We start from the raw sequence: 16,032 nt of genomic DNA, 5'->3' as shown, positions 1-16,032 counted from the left end.
CGTATGTCAATAAGCAGTCGGAGAATGGCAGTGGCAGTTGCAGCGGAGAGGTCAAGCAGGGGGGCTGGTATTCGCCCGACGAGTGTGGTCGAAGGCGTTTATGACAGCATCTATCACCGGCTGATGTCCCTCGATATTGCGCCTGGTGCACGCATTCCGATCGATGTCCTCGCTCGCGAACTCGGCGTATCCCAGACACCGATCCGCGAGGCGCTGAGCCGCCTGGAACGCGAGGGCCTCGTTCGCAAAGAGCATCTGATCGGCTATAGTGCAGCCCCGCAATGGACGCGCAAGCAGTTCGAAGACCTCTATGCTTTTCGCCTGTTGGTCGAACCCGAAGCTGCCCGGCTTGCCGCCGTCAACATGACTCCGGAGGCGCTCCAGCAGCTCGAGAATTCCGCGGCCGACATGGGCCACGGCGAGGCGCCGGTCGATCGTAACACGCGCTACTCCCGCTTTGCCCGCGCCGATGCGCAGTTCCATGACGCGATCCTGAAGATCGCCGGGAACGACGTGATCCGCAGCACGCTGTCGAACCAGCATGTCCATCTGCACATCTTCCGGCTGATGTTCCACATCCGGGTGACTGAGGAGGCGCTCGAAGAGCATGAGAGCCTGCTGGCTGCCTTCCGGGCGCGCGATCCGCAGGCCGCATACGATGCCATGCGCGTCCACATCGAACGCTCGCGCGATCGTTTGCTTTCGGCGTTCGAATGAACGCCGCTCTGCCTTCCAATGCGGTAGCGCCGCCAAACCCCGCTGTTGCCGCACTCGCGGCAGAGGGTCTTGGCAAAGCCTACGGTCCGATTACCGTCCTTTCGGGCGTCACGCTCGAGGTTCGCGCCGGGGAGGTTCACGCCATTATCGGTGAGAACGGCGCCGGAAAATCGACGCTGATGAAGCTCCTTTCCGGCCATGTTGCCCCGACGGCCGGCCACCTGCTCCTGGAGGGGAAGTCGATCGAGTTCCGAAACGCGGTGGAGGCGGAAAATGCCGGCATTGTACTCGTGCACCAGGAAATCCTGCTCGCTGCGGACCTCACCGTTGCGGAAAACCTGTATTTGGGTCGCGAGGTCGGCCGAGGTCTGCTGGTCAATGACAAGGCGATGAACAGTCGTGCCGCCGAACTCCTCGCGCGGGTCGGTTCAGCGGCCCGGCCGCGCGACCGTGTGGGTGAGCTGCCGCTCGCCCAGCGCCAGCTCGTGCAGATCGCGCGCGCCCTTCTGGACGAGCGAAAGGTCGTCATTTTCGACGAGCCGACTGCGGTTCTCGCAAACGACGAAGTGGCGGCGCTGCTCGACATCGTTCGCAGCCTGCGCGATCACGGGGTTGCGGTGCTCTACATCTCCCATCGCCTCGATGAGGTTCAGGCGCTTGCCGACCGCGTCACCGTGCTTCGGGACGGCCGCATGATCGGGACTTGGCCGGCGGCCGGCCTCGGCCAGCGTGAAATGGCGGAGCTGATGGTCGGGCGGGAGCTGGAAATGCTCTATCCGCATAAGCGGCCAACCGCGACTGCGGCTCCGATCCTGTCAGTCACCAACCTTGCCGTCGACCACGGCTCGCAGAAGGTCTCATTTAGCGTCAGGCCCGGCGAGGTGCTGGGTATCGGCGGCATGATCGGGGCGGGTCGTACCGAACTGATCGAGGGCCTGATGGGTCTTCGTCCGTCAGAGGTTGAAAGCATTGTCCTGAACGGCCGGCAGATCGGGAGCCGTTCCGTCGGCACCTTAATGGACGCCGGCCTGGTTTACCTCACCGAGGACCGCAAGGGCAAAGGCCTGCTCCTGGAGGAGAAGCTCGGTCCCAACCTCACCCTGCAGGCGCTGGACACGATCAATCCGGGTGTCCTTCTGGACAAGCGGGGAGAGCTTTCCCGCCTTCGAAAGGCGGTGGCCGATTACGACATCCGCGTTCGCTCGCTACGCCTCGAAGCCAGCCAGCTTTCGGGTGGGAACCAGCAGAAGCTGCTCCTTGCCAAGGTGATGATGGCCGACCCCTCGGTGATCATCATCGACGAGCCGACGCGCGGGATCGATATCGGCAACAAGAGCCAGATCTATGAATTCATCGACGGGATGGTGCGCGCCGGCAAGGCCTGCATCGTCATTTCGTCGGAAATGCCGGAACTGGTGGGTCTTTCCGACCGCGTTCTGGTGATGCGTGCCGGGAGGATCGTCGCTGAGCTGAGCGGCAATGAAATCAATGAGGAAAATGTCGTCTACGCCGCCACGACCGGTGGGCGCGCGGACGTCGGGGAGGAGAAACATGACCGCAGCGACAGCAACACTCGCACCCACTGACGAAGGAGCGCGCATCCGTTGGGCCGATCTGGCGCCCTTCATCGCTCTTGCGGTGATCGTGCTGTTCGGGGCGCTGGTGAACTCCAACTTCGTGTCGTCGGCCAATCTGATCAACGTCATTACGCGGAGCGCCTTCATCGCGATCATCGCCGTCGGGGCGACCTTCGTCATCTCGTCCGGCGGGCTCGACCTGTCCGTGGGTTCGATGATGGCCTTCGTCACCGGTATCATGATCATGGCGATGAACCAACTCGCCCCGGCATTTGGACCTTGGGCGATTCCGATGGGAGCGGGCATCGCGCTGCTGGTCGGAGCGCTGTGCGGCCTCTTCAACGGGCTTATCGTGACCGTCGGGCGAATAGAGCCCTTCATCGTGACGCTGGGCACGATGGGCATTTTCCGAGCCTTCATCACCTTCATGACCGATGGCGGCTCGCTGCCTATCGATCGCAGCCTCCGGGAAGCCTATCGTCCGGTCTATTTCGGCAGCGTCTTCGGCATTCCCTATCCGGTGCTCATCACCTTCGTCGTCGTCGTGGCCGGCGCCTTCCTGCTCTACAAGACCAAGTATGGCCGCCGCTTGAAGTCGGCGGGATCCAATGTCGAGGTCGCGCGCTTTTCAGGCGTCAACGTCGCCGGAGTGCGTACCGTCGCTTACGTGATCCAGGGCTTCTGCGTCGCCGTCGCTGCGATCTGCTATGTGCCCCGCCTCGGCGCGGCAACGCCAACGACCGGACAGCTCTGGGAGCTGCAGGTCATCACCGCGGTCGTGATCGGCGGCACGCTGCTCCGCGGCGGGCGGGGACGCATTGGCGGCACGGTGGCCGGCGCCCTCATCCTTGAGGTGATCGCCAATGTCATGGTTTTGTCGGACATGGTTTCGGAATACCTCGTCGCCGCCGTCCAGGGAGCGATCATCATCGTCGCCATGCTGGCGCACCGCTTTACTGCCAACCGCTGAAAACAGCACCGACTTCGAAGGAGGAGAAAATGAAGTCTATTATCCGCAAGGCTGGACTCTTGTTATCGACGGCTACCCTGGTCCTGGCTCTGCCACTGGGCAGCGCTCAGGCCCAGGAGAGGAACGTGACTGTCGCCGTCTCAATTCCGGCCGCAACGCATGGATGGACGGGAGGAGTCGTCTATCATGCAGAGCAGGCTGAGAAGGAGGTCGAGGCCGCCTTTCCGAATGTAGACGTCGTGCTGTCGACCGCGTCATCGGCGACCGCGCAGGTCTCCGCGCTTGAAGACCTGTCGGCGACCCGGAAGCTCGACGCGCTGGTCATTCTGCCGTTTACGTCGGAAGAACTGACCGGACCGGTCGAGCAGATCAAGGAAAAGGGCACCTTCATATCCGTGGTCGACCGTGGCCTCACCGACCCGACGATCCAGGACCTCTATGTCGCCGGCGACAACATCGCCGTGGGTGCCAATACGGCGCGCTGGCTTTCCGATAAACTTGGCGGGGAGGGCGAGATCGTCGTCTTGCGCGGCATCCCGACCGTGATCGACGACGAACGCATCAAAGGCTTCTCGGACGTCATCAACAAGACGAACATCAAGATCCTCGATATCCAGTACGCCAACTGGAACCAGGACGAAGCCTTCAAGCTCATGCAGGACTATCTCGCAAAGTACCCGAAGATCGACGCCGTCTGGGCCAACGACGACGACATGTTGCTCGGCGTCATCGAGGCCGTCGACCGTGCGGGCCGCAAGGACATCAAGTATGCCCTCGGCGGCAACGGCATGAAGCAAGTCATCGAAATGGTGAAGGAAGGCAATGAGCGCACACCGGTCTCGACCCCCTATCCGCCGTCGATGATCAAGTCGGCGATCTATATGACCGCGGCACAATTCTCCGGTCAGGCGCCGATGCGCGGTTCGTTCCTGCTCGGTGCACCGCTTATCACTCCGGAGAACGCCGACCAATTCTACTTCCCCGATTCCCCATTCTGAGTGTTGCCCGGCCTGCTGGCCGGGCATCGATCAAACATGAGAGCGGGTGAGAAAAATGTGTGCGGTTTTCCACCCGCATCCCGTGTCTCAACCTATCCAAGGCAACAGGAGATATGACATGAGCGGCAAGAAGATCCTCATGCTGACCGGCGAATTCACCGAAGAGTATGAAATCTACGTTTTTCAAAAGGGCATGGAGGCCGTCGGCCATACGGTGCACGTCGTCTGCCCGGACAAAAAGGCGGGCGACCGTATCAAGACCTCGCTGCATGACTTCGAGGGCGACCAGACCTACACGGAAAAGCTCGGCCACTACGCCGACATCAACAAGACGTTTTCCGAAGTGCGGGTCGAGGAATATGACGCCGTGTATGCAGCCGGCGGACGCGGCCCGGAATATATCCGCACCGACAAGCGCGTTCAGGACATGGTGCGGCACTTCCACGAAACGGGCAAGCCGATCTTCACGATCTGCCATGGGGTGCAGATCCTCATGGCTGTGCCTGGCGTGCTGAAGGGCCGGAAGGTCGCCGGCCTTGGCGCCTGCGAGCCGGAGGTGACGGCTGTCGGTGGCATCTACATCGACGTGGAGCCCACCGGGGCCTATGTCGACGGCAACATGGTCTCGGCGAAGGGGTGGACTGGCCTCGCCGCTTTCATGCGCGAGTGCCTGAACGTGCTCGGCACGAAGATCACCCACACCTAATGGATTGAGGGTGAGATCGACAACTGCGTGCCCTCGGGTCGTCGGCCCGAGGGCATTTGCGGCGAAAGCCGGTCTTGAGTGCGCTTCTGCTGCACAATCTTGAAACCGGGGCTGACTACTTCCGCAGGATTTTCTCCATCGCCTTCCCCTTCGCCAGTTCATCGATCAGTTTGTCCAGGTAGCGGATTTCCCGCATGGTGGTATCCTGGATTTCTTCCACTCGGACGCCGCAGATCACCCCGGTAATCAACGATCGGGAGGGATTCATCCGAGGTGCTTGCGCAAAGAAGTTCTGGAAGTCGGTGTTCTTCGCCAGCTGATCGTCCAGGGCCTGTTGGCCATATCCCGTAAGCCAGCAGATGATCTGGTCGACCTCTGCCTTCGTGCGTCCTTTCTTCTCAGCCTTGGCGATATAGTGGGGATAGACGCTCGCGAGGCTGACCGAATAGATGCGATGCTTCTCCATGCGTCCTCCTGAACGTTCCGGATGTCCTACCGGCCCAGGATAGCTGACGAGCCGGCAAAAGACACAAGGCTGCTGCTTGTCGGGCCGCGCTATGTGTGTTTTCCTGAAGCCCCCTTTAATTGTTTTCAAAGGACGGGAGCCTCCGAACCCGCCGATGCAATGAGCAGACCTGCTACTCAAACGAGGGATTTCTGGAATGGGTATAATCTGGACCATCATCATTGGCTTTGCCGCCGGTATCGTGGCGAAGATCGTGGTGCCCGGCGACAACGAGCCGAAAGGCTTCGTCCTGACGACAATCCTGGGCATCGTAGGGGCTTTCGTCGCCTCATATCTGGGGCAGGCATTGGGGTGGTACAACGCCAATCAGGGCGCCGGGTTCATCGGAGCTATCGTCGGCGCCGTGATCGTTTTGCTCGTATGGGGTGCCGTCGCCCGGCGCGCTTAAGGTTTCACCAAGCAGAAAGGAACTGACATGGCCTCATCTCGCAACACCATGCCGTCGCTCGCGGCGCTATTGGGGCTGCTCGCGGTCGCTGGCTACCAGAACCGGGACAAGCTGGGACAGATCTTTCAGGACGCGAAGGGGGGCGCTCAGAACAGCGGCGGTATTCTCGGCGAACTCGGCAAGATGTTCGGTGGCTCCGAGGAAGGTTCGCTCAGCAAAGGCCTGGGAGAACTTGTCGATGCGTTCAAGAACGGTGGGAACCGGGAGGCCGCAGACTCCTGGGTAAGCGCCGAAAAGCCGTCTCAGGGCGTTTCGGCCGAACAGGTTGAAGCGTCGATCGGCAAGGATACCCTCCAGGAATTGGCCGCGAAGACGGGACTGGACTACGATGAGCTGCTGAAGCGCCTTTCGACATCGATCCCAGACGCTGTGGACAAGATGACCCCGAACGGTCGGTTGCCGCAGAACGATGAGGAAGTCCTTGGGCGGTCCGCAGGCCCCGCTTCCGCATAGCCAGATCGGCGGGATGCGCCACGTCTCGAATGCCTTTCTCGGCTTCGCCGGTCACCTTTCTGACGGCCAAACGCCACGCGTGGTGATCTTCGGCGCCGGTCATGGAAGCACGTACCCTGGCAAGGATAGCAGCGGATACGCTCTAGCTGCTAACGCCATACGCGCCGCCAGCCAGGAAGATGCCTCGCTGATCGAGCATTGGGATTTCGACCTCGGTGGTCCGCTATTCGACGGCGGGCCAATCTCATGCGTCGACGCCGACGACATCCCTACCAGCATGCATGACAATGCCGGCAACCGGGCTGTGATTGAGGCGAAGACGCGTGAGATCCTGGCACTTCAAGCGGTCCCCATCCTCTTGGGCGGGGATTGTTCCGTGACCTTTCCGTTCCTCGCCGCTTTCGCGGATGACAGGCCGATTTGGGTTCTCCAGATCGATGCCCACATCGATTGGCGCGACGAGGTGGATGGTGAGCGCTATGGCTATTCGAGCCCAATGCGGCGGGCAAGTGAGATGCCGCATGTCGCCGGTATCGTGCAAGTAGGGCTACGCAGCGTCGGCAGCGCTCGCATGACCGATATCGAAGCGGCACGCCGCTATGGCAGCCGTTTTGTCACCGCACGCGAGGTACATAGCCATGGTGTTGAGGCCGCTCTGCAACAAATCCCGGAGGGTGCGCGTGTCGTCATCACCCTCGACTGCGACAGCATCGATCCCAGCGTCATGCCGGGCGTGGCTGCGCGAACGCCGGGAGGGCTAACCTATACTCAGGTAATCGATCTGATCAGCGGCGTTACCAAGCGCGCACGGATCGCGGGATTTGATCTCGTGGAGTTTTACCCACCCGCAGATATCGACGGAACCTCAGCTCTGACCGCGGCACGCATCCTCGTCAATGTGATAGGTTCTGTGGTTCGGCAGGTTTGAGCCAAAAGCTTAGCGCTGGTTTCGCTCCTCCCGCAAACGCCCCAGCTTGCCAGTGTGCAAAAAAGATGAGATTACGGCTCCACTTACTTCGCCTGCGATGCGGATGCGGAACGACAGTGCAATTTCGTCCACGCACCGACATCTGGCGCCTTGAAGAGGAAGAACTGATCTACAAATGAGCTTCTGGCATTCCATGTCTTGGAAAACCGAAGGCATTCGGGTCACGGCGCCAGTTCAATGGCGCCAATACGATGGGATGGTCAGCGTCCTTTGGGAGGCGGAGAGTCAACCCGGTGCCAGTGGCTATTATCTCGCGGACGATCCGCGCATCATGTTTTTCTTCAACGACGTCTCGTCGAACGTTCGCATTTCGAACCAGGACACTGATCTGGCGAAGAATTCGCGCCCGATGGCGCGTGCCGTGTATGTTCCTGCCGGTGTGCCGTTGTGGACGGGCAGTCTGAAGACACATAGCTTCAGCCACCTCAATCTGCACCTTCACAAGGATCGGGTGTTACGGTTTCTGGCTCCATCGGTTGGGAGCTCAGCAGCGCTGACGGCGTTGCGCCGTCCGGTCGAGCTTCAAAACGTTGCGGCAATCGATGCGTTGGCGAAGCTGCTGGCCGACGAAATAAAGAGCCCTACCAAGCATGCAGTCTATGCGGAGAGCCTTGTCGGCAGCATCGTCGCGGGGCTTCTGGATATTCCTGCCGAGAGGGAGGAAAGGGCCGGCGGCAGGCTGACGCAGGCACAGATGAACAAGCTCATCTCGCATATCGACGCGCTTGGTGATTATCGTATGCCCGTCGCCGATATGGCTGCCGTCGTCGGCCTGTCCGAAAGCTGGTTTGCAAACGTCTTCAAGCAGTCAATGGGTAAGACACCGCTGCAATGGCAACTTGCAAAGCGAGTCGAGCTTTCGAAAAAGCTGCTCGGCGAAAGCGACCTCCCGGTCGCCAGCATCGCCGCGCAGCTCGGCTTCTCCGATCAGGCACACCTGACGAAGGTCTTCCGTCAGATCGTTGGCGAAACTCCCGCGGCCTGGCGGCGGATGCGGCAATTCCGGCAATCGTGAAGATCCCGGCGGCAAGTCGCGGGTGGACGGCTTGCCCCTACCAAGTCTGGCGCAGCGTCGCGAGAATGCTGCGGCCCGGATTGTAGTAGACCGCCCCGGAGTCCTTGCTCGCCACGTGTTTTTCGTCGAATATATTGTTGACGTTCAGCTGGAACGTGGTGTTTTCCTGAACCTTGTAAGTAAAGGCTGCATCGAAGACGACTGCACTCTCCGACGATGAGCTGTTGGTAATGTCCGTGTAATAGGCGTCCGCGTAGCGAGCTCCGAGCCCGAACATCATGTCGCCCCGCGCGCCGTCGCCCTCCAGCGTGTAGGTGCCCCACACCGAAGCAATATTCTTGGGGACACGCATGAGGCGGTTGCCATCATTAGCACCGCCAGGTTCTTCAATCTTTGAATCGATGTAGCTGTAGGCGGCAATCACGCTGATATTGTTCGTTACCTCCGCCTTGGCTTCCAGTTCGAAACCACGATGTCTGACCCTTTCGACGGTTTGCGGCAGGTAGGTGACCTGGTCGAAAACCGTAATGTTGCCCTTCGTCAGGTCGTAGACGGAAGCGGTGAACAAGGCCGGAAAGGCATCCGGCCGATATTTGATCCCGACTTCATACTGCTTTCCCGTGGTAGGATCGCTACCTGCGGCAGGCGGCGCGGCCGACTCGGCGTAGCTGATGTAGGGCGCCAGCTCCTCGGTTATCTTGTAGCTCGCGCCGATCCGCGTCGTAAATTCACTGTGGTTGCCAGCCCTTGTGGTACCCGCAAGGAGGTTCGTCTCGCTAAGATCGAGCCAGTCATTGCGCAAGCCGACACTCACGGTGAGCTTGTCGAAAAAGGTCAGATCCTGCTGCAGATAGATCGCGTTGGTCTGCTGGTCGTTGTTCGTGCTGGCATAAGGCGCCATCGCGCCGGGCCCACCTGAATAGATCGGGTTTTCCCAATCGATCGAAGGCGCAGACGTGTAAAAGTTGGCACTGTCCGATTCGTATTTATTGTAGTCGGCACCGAGAAGCGTGCGGCTTTCCACATTGTCGAGACTTGCTTCGTAAATCAGGTGAGCATCGATGACGAATTGTTCAGTCGATTTCTCGTTTCCGAAGAAATAGCGACCCGCCACGGTCGAGCCATCGGTTGGCGTGCTGCCGATATAGGCACTGCCGAACCCGTCGTTCAGCTTGCTGTAGCGGGCGTTGGAGCTGACACTCAGGCCGTTGCCGAAATCGTGGTCGAAAAGAACGCTGTAGCTATTGCGGTTCGTCTCTGTGAAGTAATAGTCCGGCTCCCCAAAAAACTGATCCCTGTCGAAATCGGTCCCGAGTGGGTGGCCACCGCTCCCGGGAACTCCGTCCCTGTCGAGATGATCGAAGACAAATGTCAGATTTGTCGCGTCGGTGGGGCGCCACGTCAGGCCGCCCATGACGAAGTTCTCGTCATCCTGAGAATAATCGTATTCCGCGTCCGAGCGCTGAAATTTGCCGGTTAAACGGTAGGACAGGGTGTCGTCCGCTGTAAGATTGTCACCGAAATCGAAGCCGAGTTCCTTATGCGAGAACGAGCCGCCCGTGCCATAGACTTCACCGAAACGATCGCTCTTCGGCGTTTTCGTGACGTAGTTTATCGATCCGCCGGGTTCGGCCGCTCCAAAGCTTGAGGAGCTGGCGCCCTTCAACACCTCGATGCGCTCGAAGGCATAGGGCTCTTCCCGGACCCCTGCAAAGGTCCTGCCGATCGCCAAACCGTCGCGATACGTATACGGAGTGAAGCCGCGAATATCGAAGTAGTCGTAACGGTCGTCCGAACCATAAAAGTCGGTCACGACCCCCGCCGTATATTGTACGACTTGCTGGATGGTGTCGGCGGCGCGTTCCTCGATTTCTTTGGAGGTGATGACGGATACCGAGGCAGGGGCTACCAGTATATCGGTCGGCATCTTGCCGGCGCCGGTCGTTTCGGTGGCGACGATCGACTTTGAATCGTCCTCCGTATTGAGAACGCTTCCGCCACCGGTGCCGTGCGCCACAATAGTCTCCAGCACCGTTGCGTCGCCTTCAGTGCCTGCGTCCTGTGCGAACGAGAGGACAGGCGTTAAAGCAAAAAGTGCTGTGCAGCCCAACAGAAATGCGTTTCGTGAACGAAACGGTACCCTGGTTGGCCAGCGGCCGGTCTGATCGATGTCCATGTCCATGTTCCAATTGACGTAAATGCTGAAAGCGGGCCCCAATACCAACGCCCTTTGAGGTCTCCGAACTGCATCGCGTCCGGCCGTCCGCTACACAGGAAAGCTGCGCTCAACCGGCCCCGGCGTGAAGCCGTTCTCCCACGAGCCGCTATTAACTGGAGCAGTATTGTCCAGTATTGTATGTTTCCCCGGATTTGTACGATCCTCCGGAAATCTGCGCGCTCTTTCTGGATATCGGCGGCTTTGCCGTTGACGCCGCTTAATTAAGCTGAGACTGGGGGTCAACTTAAAACCTTGGATGGAGTGTGGCGATGAGGCTGTTCCGTTTCGCTGTACTGGCAGTCATAGCCCTTCTTTGGACAGGCAGGCACGACACTGCGTTCGCTGCCGAGAGTGCTGCGTATCCCATCACCATCGAGCATGCCTTCGGCAGCACCATCATCGCAAAGAAGCCGGAGCGTGTCGCAACCGTCGCCTGGGCGAACCATGAGGTGCCGCTGGCTCTGGGCATCGTTCCGGTTGGAATGGCGCGCGCCAACTTCGGCGATGATGACAATGATGGCATTCTGCCGTGGGTGGCCGCACGTCTCGGTGAACTCGAGGCTGAAAAGCCGGTGCTTTTCGACGAGGGGGATGGCATCGATTTCGAGGCGGTCGCCGCCACACGACCGGACGTGATCCTTGCGGCCTATTCGGGCCTCAGTCAGGCGGACTACGACACGTTGAGCGAGATTGCACCTGTCATCGCCTATCCGCAGGCTCCCTGGTCCACCGACTGGCGCGAGACGATCCGGATGAACAGCGCGGGGCTCGGGATGGCTGCGGAAGGGGAAGCGCTGATAGCCGGCATCGAAGCTGAGATTGCCCTGACGCTTGAAGGATATCCCGAGCTCAAGGGCAAATCGGCAATGTTCATTACTCATCTCAGCTCATGGGACCTCAGCGTCGTCAATTTCTACACGACCAACGATACGCGCGTCAGGTTTTTCGCCGATCTCGGGCTCAGATCGCCGAAAAGCGTGGTGCAGGCTTCACAAGCCGGAAAGTTCTCAGGCTCCGTCAGCGCCGAACAGATCGATGCTTTCGACGATGTGGATATTCTCGTTACTTACGGCGACGGGATGCTTTTCGATGCCTTGAAAGCCAACGCGCTGATGCAGCATATGCCTGCCGTTGCACGGGAATCGATCGTCATGCTCGGCAACAACGCGGTCGGCAATGCCGCCAATCCCACGCCACTGTCCATCAGATGGGTCCTGAAGGACTACGTGAAGCTGCTCAGCGAGGCAGTCAAGAAGTCAAAATGACCGCCGGGATTATCAAGACATCGGACGGGCGTTGGTCGCCCGTGTCCCGTTCCAGCCGGATGCGAAGTCTTTGGCTGGCAGCGCTTTTCGCGCTTCTGGTGGCCTTGCTTGTCGCCTCTGTTACGGTCGGCACGCGCTATGTCGGGTGGGACGATGTCGCCGCGGCGCTCGGCGGTGCGCAGGATAACATCGGTCGCGCATCGGTCGCGTTGCGCATTCCGCGGACGTTGCTGGCCCTGCTTGCGGGGGGCGCTCTGGGGCTGGCCGGAGCGGTCATGCAGGGCGTGACCCGCAATCCGCTTGCAGACCCCGGCATTCTCGGCGTCAATATGGGGGCATCCCTCGCAGTTGTCATCGGCGTCGCCTGGTTCGGGATGTCGTCGCTGTATGCGTATATCTGGGTGGCCATCCTGGGTGCCGGATGCGCCGCGATCTTCGTCTATGCCATAGGTTCGCTGGGCAGGGGCGGCGCGACCCCTTTGAAACTGGCGCTGGCAGGCGCGGCAACGTCCGTCGCATTTGCGTCCATGGTCACCGCCGTCGTGCTGCCGCGTGGTGATATCGCAGGCGGTATAAATTCCTGGCAGATCGGTGGTGTTGGCGGCGCGACTTACGAGCGCATCCTTCCCTTGGTGCCGTTTCTGCTTGTTGGGTTCGTGATCAGCCTGCTGTCGGCCAGAAAACTCAACTCTCTTGCACTCGGTGACGAGCTTGCGACCGGGCTCGGCGAGAGCGTCGCAACCGCGCGGGCCGTTGCTTCCTTCGGCGCCATCCTTCTCTGCGGCGCGACGACAGCCATATGCGGGCCGATCGGCTTTCTCGGGCTGGTCGTGCCGCATCTCTGCCGCCTGTTGATTGGCGTGGACTATCGGTGGCTGCTGCCTTTTTCGACGCTGGCAGGCGCGTGCCTCCTGCTCGCGGCGGACGTTGTCGGGCGCATCGTCGCGCGCCCTGCAGAGATCGACGTCGGCATCGTCACCGCCCTGATCGGTGCGCCATTCTTCATCTGGATCGTCCGGCGCCAGCGCGTGAGGGACCTGTGACAGCTCCCTCATCCACCCTTGGCGTCGTGATCGCACACCGCAGAAAAAGCGCGCGCAGGCACGCTGTCATTCTCGCGGTGTTGCTGACCCTGGTCGCAGTGGTCTTCGCCGTCACCTTGTCGGTTGGGCAATCCGTCACGCCGCCGAGCGATGTTCTGCGCGTGCTCGTCGGTGAACCGGTTTCGGGCGCATCCTTTACGGTGGGGCAACTGAGGCTGCCGCGCGCCGTGCTGTCGATCCTTGCAGGAATATGCTTTGGACTGGGCGGCGTGGCGTTTCAGGTCATGTTGCGCAATCCGCTCGCCAGTCCCGATATCATCGGGATTACCTCTGGCGCTGGGGCGGCTGCCGTTTTCGCCATTGTAGTCCTGTCCATGGACGGGCCGATGGTTTCGGTTATCGCTGTCGTAGCGGGACTTGGCGTGGCGCTGCTCGTCTATGGCCTTTCCTTCCGCAATGGGGTCGCCGGCACCAGGCTGATCCTTGTTGGCATTGGCGTTTCCGCCATGCTGCAAAGTGTTATCGCCTATATCCTTCAATCGGCGCCTGCCTGGAATTTGCAGGAAGCGATGCGTTGGCTGACCGGCAGCGTCAACGGCGCTCAGCTCGGCCAGGCGCTGCCGCTTCTGCTTGCCCTCCTGTTCTTCGGGGCGCTGCTGCTCGTTCGCGGTCGCGATCTCGAGACATTGCGGCTGGGCGACGATACGGCGGCCGCTCTCGGAACGAGGGTCTCGCATACAAGGATGCTGGTGATTGTCGCCGCGGTCGGACTGATCGCGTCGGCGACCGCGGCAACGGGGCCGATCGCCTTCGTCGCTTTCCTGTCGGGCCCGATCGCCGGCCGGATCGTACGAAACGCCGGCTCGGTGCTGATCCCGTCTGCACTGACGGGCGCCCTTCTCGTGCTTGTCGCCGATTATGTCGGGCAGCACCTTCTGCCGAGCCGCTACCCTGTGGGGGTCGTAACCGGGGCGCTTGGCGCACCCTACCTGATCTATCTCATCGTTCGCATCAATCGGATCGGGGGGGCTTTATGACCGATCATCTGCTCGTCGCCAGCGGATTGACGGCCGGCTACGACAATACTGAAATCCTGCATGCGCTCGACCTCACCATTCCCCCGGGCAAAATCACGGTGATCGTCGGCGCAAATGCCTGTGGCAAGTCCACGTTTCTTCGCACGCTCTCGCGGCTGATCGCGCCCAGCAAGGGACAAGTTCTCCTCGACGGCAAGTCCATCCACCGGACACCGTCGCGAGACCTCGCCCGGACGCTGGGTCTGCTGCCGCAATCGCCGATCGCGCCGGAAGGCATTACCGTGGCCGACCTCGTCAGCAGGGGACGGCATCCGCATCAAAGCCTGTTTTCCCGCTGGACGCGACAAGACGACGAGGCGGTCGACCGCGCGCTTGAGGCGACAAAGACGTTCGACCTTGCCGAACGGCCGATCGACGAGCTCTCCGGCGGCCAAAGGCAGCGGGTCTGGATCGCCATGGCACTCGCGCAGCAGACCGAGATCCTGCTGCTCGACGAGCCGACGACCTTTCTCGACATCAACCATCAGATCGAGGTGCTCGATCTGCTGACCGATCTAAACAGCACGCGTGGAACGACGGTGGTCATGGTGCTGCACGATCTCAACCTTGCTGCCCGCTATGCCGACCATCTCGTGGCGATTGCCGGTGGGCGCGTGCACATTTCGGGCACTCCGGAAGAGGTGCTCACCGAAGAGACCGTGCGGCATGTTTTCGGCCTCGACAGTCGCGTCATCAGCGATCCCACCTCGGGCCGGCCGATCATGCTGCCGATCGGGCGACACCGGATGGCCGTCATCGACGACACGAGCGATGCACCACAAAAGGAGAGTCGCGCATGAACGCAATTCATTCATTCAAACTGTCGGGCGTAGCGGTCTGCGGCAGCGCTGCCGACATGCTCGACGAGATCTGCGAGCATTTTGTCGAACATGCCGAGGTCGAACGGATAGACGACCTGGCGGTGCTGCGGAGCGAGCTCGGCGTCGCTCGCATCGGCATTGCAAACGCGGGCCTGTCGATCGAGCTCGACTGCCCGACGCGTGAAATGCTGCACATGAGCCGCACGATCCTGGCGGAACATCTTTTCTATTTCGCCGAAGACCAACCGTTCGAATTGACCTGGTCGGAATCGATGTCCCTGTCGGTGCTGCCGAACCTTCATGAGGTGACCGTCGTCTCGGCGCACGATGTCACTCCGCATATGCGTCGCGTGATATTTTCCTGCGCCGATGTGACGCCTTTTGTGGGCGGCGACATGCATGTCCGCCTGCTGGTGCCGCCGAAGGGCAAACCGCCGGTATGGCCCGGCTCGCGGGAAGACGGCCGCATAGCGTGGCCGGAAGGCGAGAACACGCTTCTGGTTCGTGTCTATACCATCCGTGCCGTCGATTTGGATCGGGGCGAATTGTGGATCGATTTCTTGCAGCATCCCGCTCCTGGCGTACCGACTCCGGGTGCAGACTTTGCGCGCGACGCGCAGCCCGGAGACGTGGCCGCCCTGTTAGGGCCAGGCGCAGGCGGCCTGCCGGCGGAGCGCTCCATTTTGCTGATCGGTGACGAGAGCGCCCTACCGGCCATAGCACGGATCGCGGCAGAGGCTCCGGCTGAAACGCATATACGTGCCATGATCGAGGTTGAGGACAAGGCGGAAGAGCAACCGCTTCCGACCGATGGCGTGCTCGACGTGCGTTGGTTGCACAGGCGGAGCTACCCGGAAGATGCTGCCGACGTTCTCGTGTCCGAGGCGAAAGCAGCGATAGAAGCCGTCGATGCCGAAACGTTTGTTTGGGTTGCGTGCGAACGAAGAGACATACGAGCCATCAGGACCTTCCTCAAAGCGCGGCAACATGATCGCAGGAAGATGTATGTCGCTTGGTACTGGGAAAGAGGGAAAATCGCATAATATATTGACGGGAAGCTTGCCACGTGGGGCCTGGAGTGCCGCAGCCGATCTGTAATGTGTTCTCCGACGCTACAGCTGCTGATCGACGGCGTGTTCGCCGATGCCCGGCATAGAAGTGCGAAGGTCTCACGTGTCGGCGTCGTGGTCCTCAATGGATGCAGGAGCCGC

General features: G+C 60.7%; 16 protein-coding genes. 14 read left to right on the top strand and 2 right to left on the bottom strand.

Annotation, left to right across the window (positions count from 1 at the left end; genetic code table 11):
* The first annotated feature begins 24 nt into the window (after positions 1-24).
* From ACFHWW_RS05815 to ACFHWW_RS05795, 5 genes are all read left to right on the top strand, one after another.
* Positions 25-717, top strand: coding sequence for a GntR family transcriptional regulator (locus tag ACFHWW_RS05815; protein WP_379937616.1), 693 nt, complete (start codon positions 25-27; stop codon positions 715-717).
* A complete protein-coding gene (locus ACFHWW_RS05810; protein ID WP_379937615.1) occupies positions 714-2,303 on the top strand; it encodes a sugar ABC transporter ATP-binding protein in 1,590 nt (529 codons plus the stop codon). Before ACFHWW_RS05815 ends, ACFHWW_RS05810 begins: the two co-directional genes overlap by 4 nt.
* Entirely contained in the window at positions 2,269-3,264 is a 996-nt protein-coding gene (locus ACFHWW_RS05805) for an ABC transporter permease (protein ID WP_324764699.1), read from the top strand. The genes ACFHWW_RS05810 and ACFHWW_RS05805 overlap by 35 nt, the downstream gene beginning before the upstream one ends.
* Positions 3,265-3,293: 29 nt before the next feature.
* Positions 3,294-4,262 (top strand): substrate-binding domain-containing protein, encoded by a 969-nt coding sequence (locus ACFHWW_RS05800; RefSeq protein WP_100673494.1) that lies wholly within the window; start codon positions 3,294-3,296, stop codon positions 4,260-4,262.
* Between the two features lie 118 nt (positions 4,263-4,380).
* On the top strand, positions 4,381-4,968 hold the full coding sequence (locus tag ACFHWW_RS05795; protein ID WP_379937614.1) for a DJ-1/PfpI family protein: 588 nt from the start codon (positions 4,381-4,383) through the stop codon (positions 4,966-4,968).
* 115 nt (positions 4,969-5,083) lie between these two features.
* Here ACFHWW_RS05795 and ACFHWW_RS05790 read toward each other — a convergent pair whose 3' ends face one another.
* A complete protein-coding gene (locus ACFHWW_RS05790) occupies positions 5,084-5,434 on the bottom strand; it encodes a DUF2200 domain-containing protein (protein WP_324764697.1) in 351 nt (116 codons plus the stop codon).
* A 196-nt stretch (positions 5,435-5,630) separates the two neighbouring features.
* On the opposite strand from ACFHWW_RS05790, the gene ACFHWW_RS05785 reads away from it, so the two are divergent.
* The 4 genes from ACFHWW_RS05785 to ACFHWW_RS05770 all read left to right on the top strand — a co-directional run bounded on the left by ACFHWW_RS05785 (position 5,631) and on the right by ACFHWW_RS05770 (position 8,398).
* Positions 5,631-5,882: a GlsB/YeaQ/YmgE family stress response membrane protein gene (locus ACFHWW_RS05785; protein ID WP_324764696.1), complete on the top strand. Its 252-nt coding sequence runs from the start codon at positions 5,631-5,633 to the stop codon at positions 5,880-5,882.
* 27 nt (positions 5,883-5,909) lie between these two features.
* Positions 5,910-6,395, top strand: a complete 486-nt coding sequence (locus ACFHWW_RS05780) for a YidB family protein (RefSeq protein ID WP_018096395.1) — start codon at positions 5,910-5,912, stop codon at positions 6,393-6,395.
* A 13-nt stretch (positions 6,396-6,408) separates the two neighbouring features.
* Complete coding sequence (locus tag ACFHWW_RS05775) at positions 6,409-7,323, top strand: agmatinase (RefSeq protein ID WP_379937882.1); 915 nt, start codon at positions 6,409-6,411, stop codon at positions 7,321-7,323.
* 175 nt (positions 7,324-7,498) lie between these two features.
* Positions 7,499-8,398, top strand: coding sequence for a helix-turn-helix domain-containing protein (locus ACFHWW_RS05770; protein ID WP_379937613.1), 900 nt, complete (start codon positions 7,499-7,501; stop codon positions 8,396-8,398).
* Positions 8,399-8,435: 37 nt separating this feature from the next.
* On the opposite strand, the gene ACFHWW_RS05765 is transcribed toward ACFHWW_RS05770, so the two are convergent.
* Positions 8,436-10,574: a TonB-dependent siderophore receptor gene (locus tag ACFHWW_RS05765; protein WP_379937612.1), complete on the bottom strand. Its 2,139-nt coding sequence runs from the start codon at positions 10,572-10,574 to the stop codon at positions 8,436-8,438.
* Between the two features lie 311 nt (positions 10,575-10,885).
* Here ACFHWW_RS05765 and ACFHWW_RS05760 point away from each other — a divergent pair, with 311 nt between their 5' ends.
* Genes ACFHWW_RS05760 through ACFHWW_RS05740 form a run of 5 tightly spaced genes read left to right on the top strand, consistent with a single transcriptional unit; the run spans position 10,886 to position 15,864 of the window.
* Entirely contained in the window at positions 10,886-11,881 is a 996-nt protein-coding gene (locus ACFHWW_RS05760; protein ID WP_379937611.1) for an iron-siderophore ABC transporter substrate-binding protein, read from the top strand.
* Positions 11,878-12,924, top strand: coding sequence for a FecCD family ABC transporter permease (locus tag ACFHWW_RS05755; RefSeq protein ID WP_379937610.1), 1,047 nt, complete (start codon positions 11,878-11,880; stop codon positions 12,922-12,924). Before ACFHWW_RS05760 ends, ACFHWW_RS05755 begins: the two co-directional genes overlap by 4 nt.
* A complete protein-coding gene (locus ACFHWW_RS05750; RefSeq protein WP_379937609.1) occupies positions 12,921-13,961 on the top strand; it encodes a FecCD family ABC transporter permease in 1,041 nt (346 codons plus the stop codon). Before ACFHWW_RS05755 ends, ACFHWW_RS05750 begins: the two co-directional genes overlap by 4 nt.
* Positions 13,958-14,800, top strand: a complete 843-nt coding sequence (locus tag ACFHWW_RS05745; protein ID WP_379937608.1) for an ABC transporter ATP-binding protein — start codon at positions 13,958-13,960, stop codon at positions 14,798-14,800. The genes ACFHWW_RS05750 and ACFHWW_RS05745 overlap by 4 nt, the downstream gene beginning before the upstream one ends.
* A complete protein-coding gene (locus ACFHWW_RS05740; protein ID WP_379937606.1) occupies positions 14,797-15,864 on the top strand; it encodes a DUF2218 domain-containing protein in 1,068 nt (355 codons plus the stop codon). The genes ACFHWW_RS05745 and ACFHWW_RS05740 overlap by 4 nt, the downstream gene beginning before the upstream one ends.
* The last annotated feature ends 168 nt before the right edge of the window (positions 15,865-16,032 follow it).

The sequence above is a fragment of the Sinorhizobium sp. P24N7 genome, from assembly GCF_042436655.1.
Lineage (GTDB): Bacteria > Pseudomonadota > Alphaproteobacteria > Rhizobiales > Rhizobiaceae > Sinorhizobium > Sinorhizobium meliloti_A.
This window is presented reverse-complemented; position numbering and strand designations above follow the sequence as displayed.

Bases quoted from the DNA above. Each gene is read 5' to 3' on its own strand.
- ACFHWW_RS05815 (WP_379937616.1), top strand. From the start codon at position 25: ATGGCAGTGGCAGTTGCAGCGGAGAGGTCAAGCAGGGGGGCTGGTATT.
- ACFHWW_RS05810 (WP_379937615.1), top strand. From the start codon at position 714: ATGAACGCCGCTCTGCCTTCCAATGCGGTAGCGCCGCCAAACCCCGCT.
- ACFHWW_RS05805 (WP_324764699.1), top strand. From the start codon at position 2,269: ATGACCGCAGCGACAGCAACACTCGCACCCACTGACGAAGGAGCGCGC.
- ACFHWW_RS05800 (WP_100673494.1), top strand. From the start codon at position 3,294: ATGAAGTCTATTATCCGCAAGGCTGGACTCTTGTTATCGACGGCTACC.
- ACFHWW_RS05795 (WP_379937614.1), top strand. From the start codon at position 4,381: ATGAGCGGCAAGAAGATCCTCATGCTGACCGGCGAATTCACCGAAGAG.
- ACFHWW_RS05790 (WP_324764697.1), bottom strand. From the start codon at position 5,434: ATGGAGAAGCATCGCATCTATTCGGTCAGCCTCGCGAGCGTCTATCCC.
- ACFHWW_RS05785 (WP_324764696.1), top strand. From the start codon at position 5,631: ATGGGTATAATCTGGACCATCATCATTGGCTTTGCCGCCGGTATCGTG.
- ACFHWW_RS05780 (WP_018096395.1), top strand. From the start codon at position 5,910: ATGGCCTCATCTCGCAACACCATGCCGTCGCTCGCGGCGCTATTGGGG.
- ACFHWW_RS05775 (WP_379937882.1), top strand. From the start codon at position 6,409: ATGCGCCACGTCTCGAATGCCTTTCTCGGCTTCGCCGGTCACCTTTCT.
- ACFHWW_RS05770 (WP_379937613.1), top strand. From the start codon at position 7,499: ATGAGCTTCTGGCATTCCATGTCTTGGAAAACCGAAGGCATTCGGGTC.
- ACFHWW_RS05765 (WP_379937612.1), bottom strand. From the start codon at position 10,574: ATGGACATCGATCAGACCGGCCGCTGGCCAACCAGGGTACCGTTTCGT.
- ACFHWW_RS05760 (WP_379937611.1), top strand. From the start codon at position 10,886: ATGAGGCTGTTCCGTTTCGCTGTACTGGCAGTCATAGCCCTTCTTTGG.
- ACFHWW_RS05755 (WP_379937610.1), top strand. From the start codon at position 11,878: ATGACCGCCGGGATTATCAAGACATCGGACGGGCGTTGGTCGCCCGTG.
- ACFHWW_RS05745 (WP_379937608.1), top strand. From the start codon at position 13,958: ATGACCGATCATCTGCTCGTCGCCAGCGGATTGACGGCCGGCTACGAC.
- ACFHWW_RS05740 (WP_379937606.1), top strand. From the start codon at position 14,797: ATGAACGCAATTCATTCATTCAAACTGTCGGGCGTAGCGGTCTGCGGC.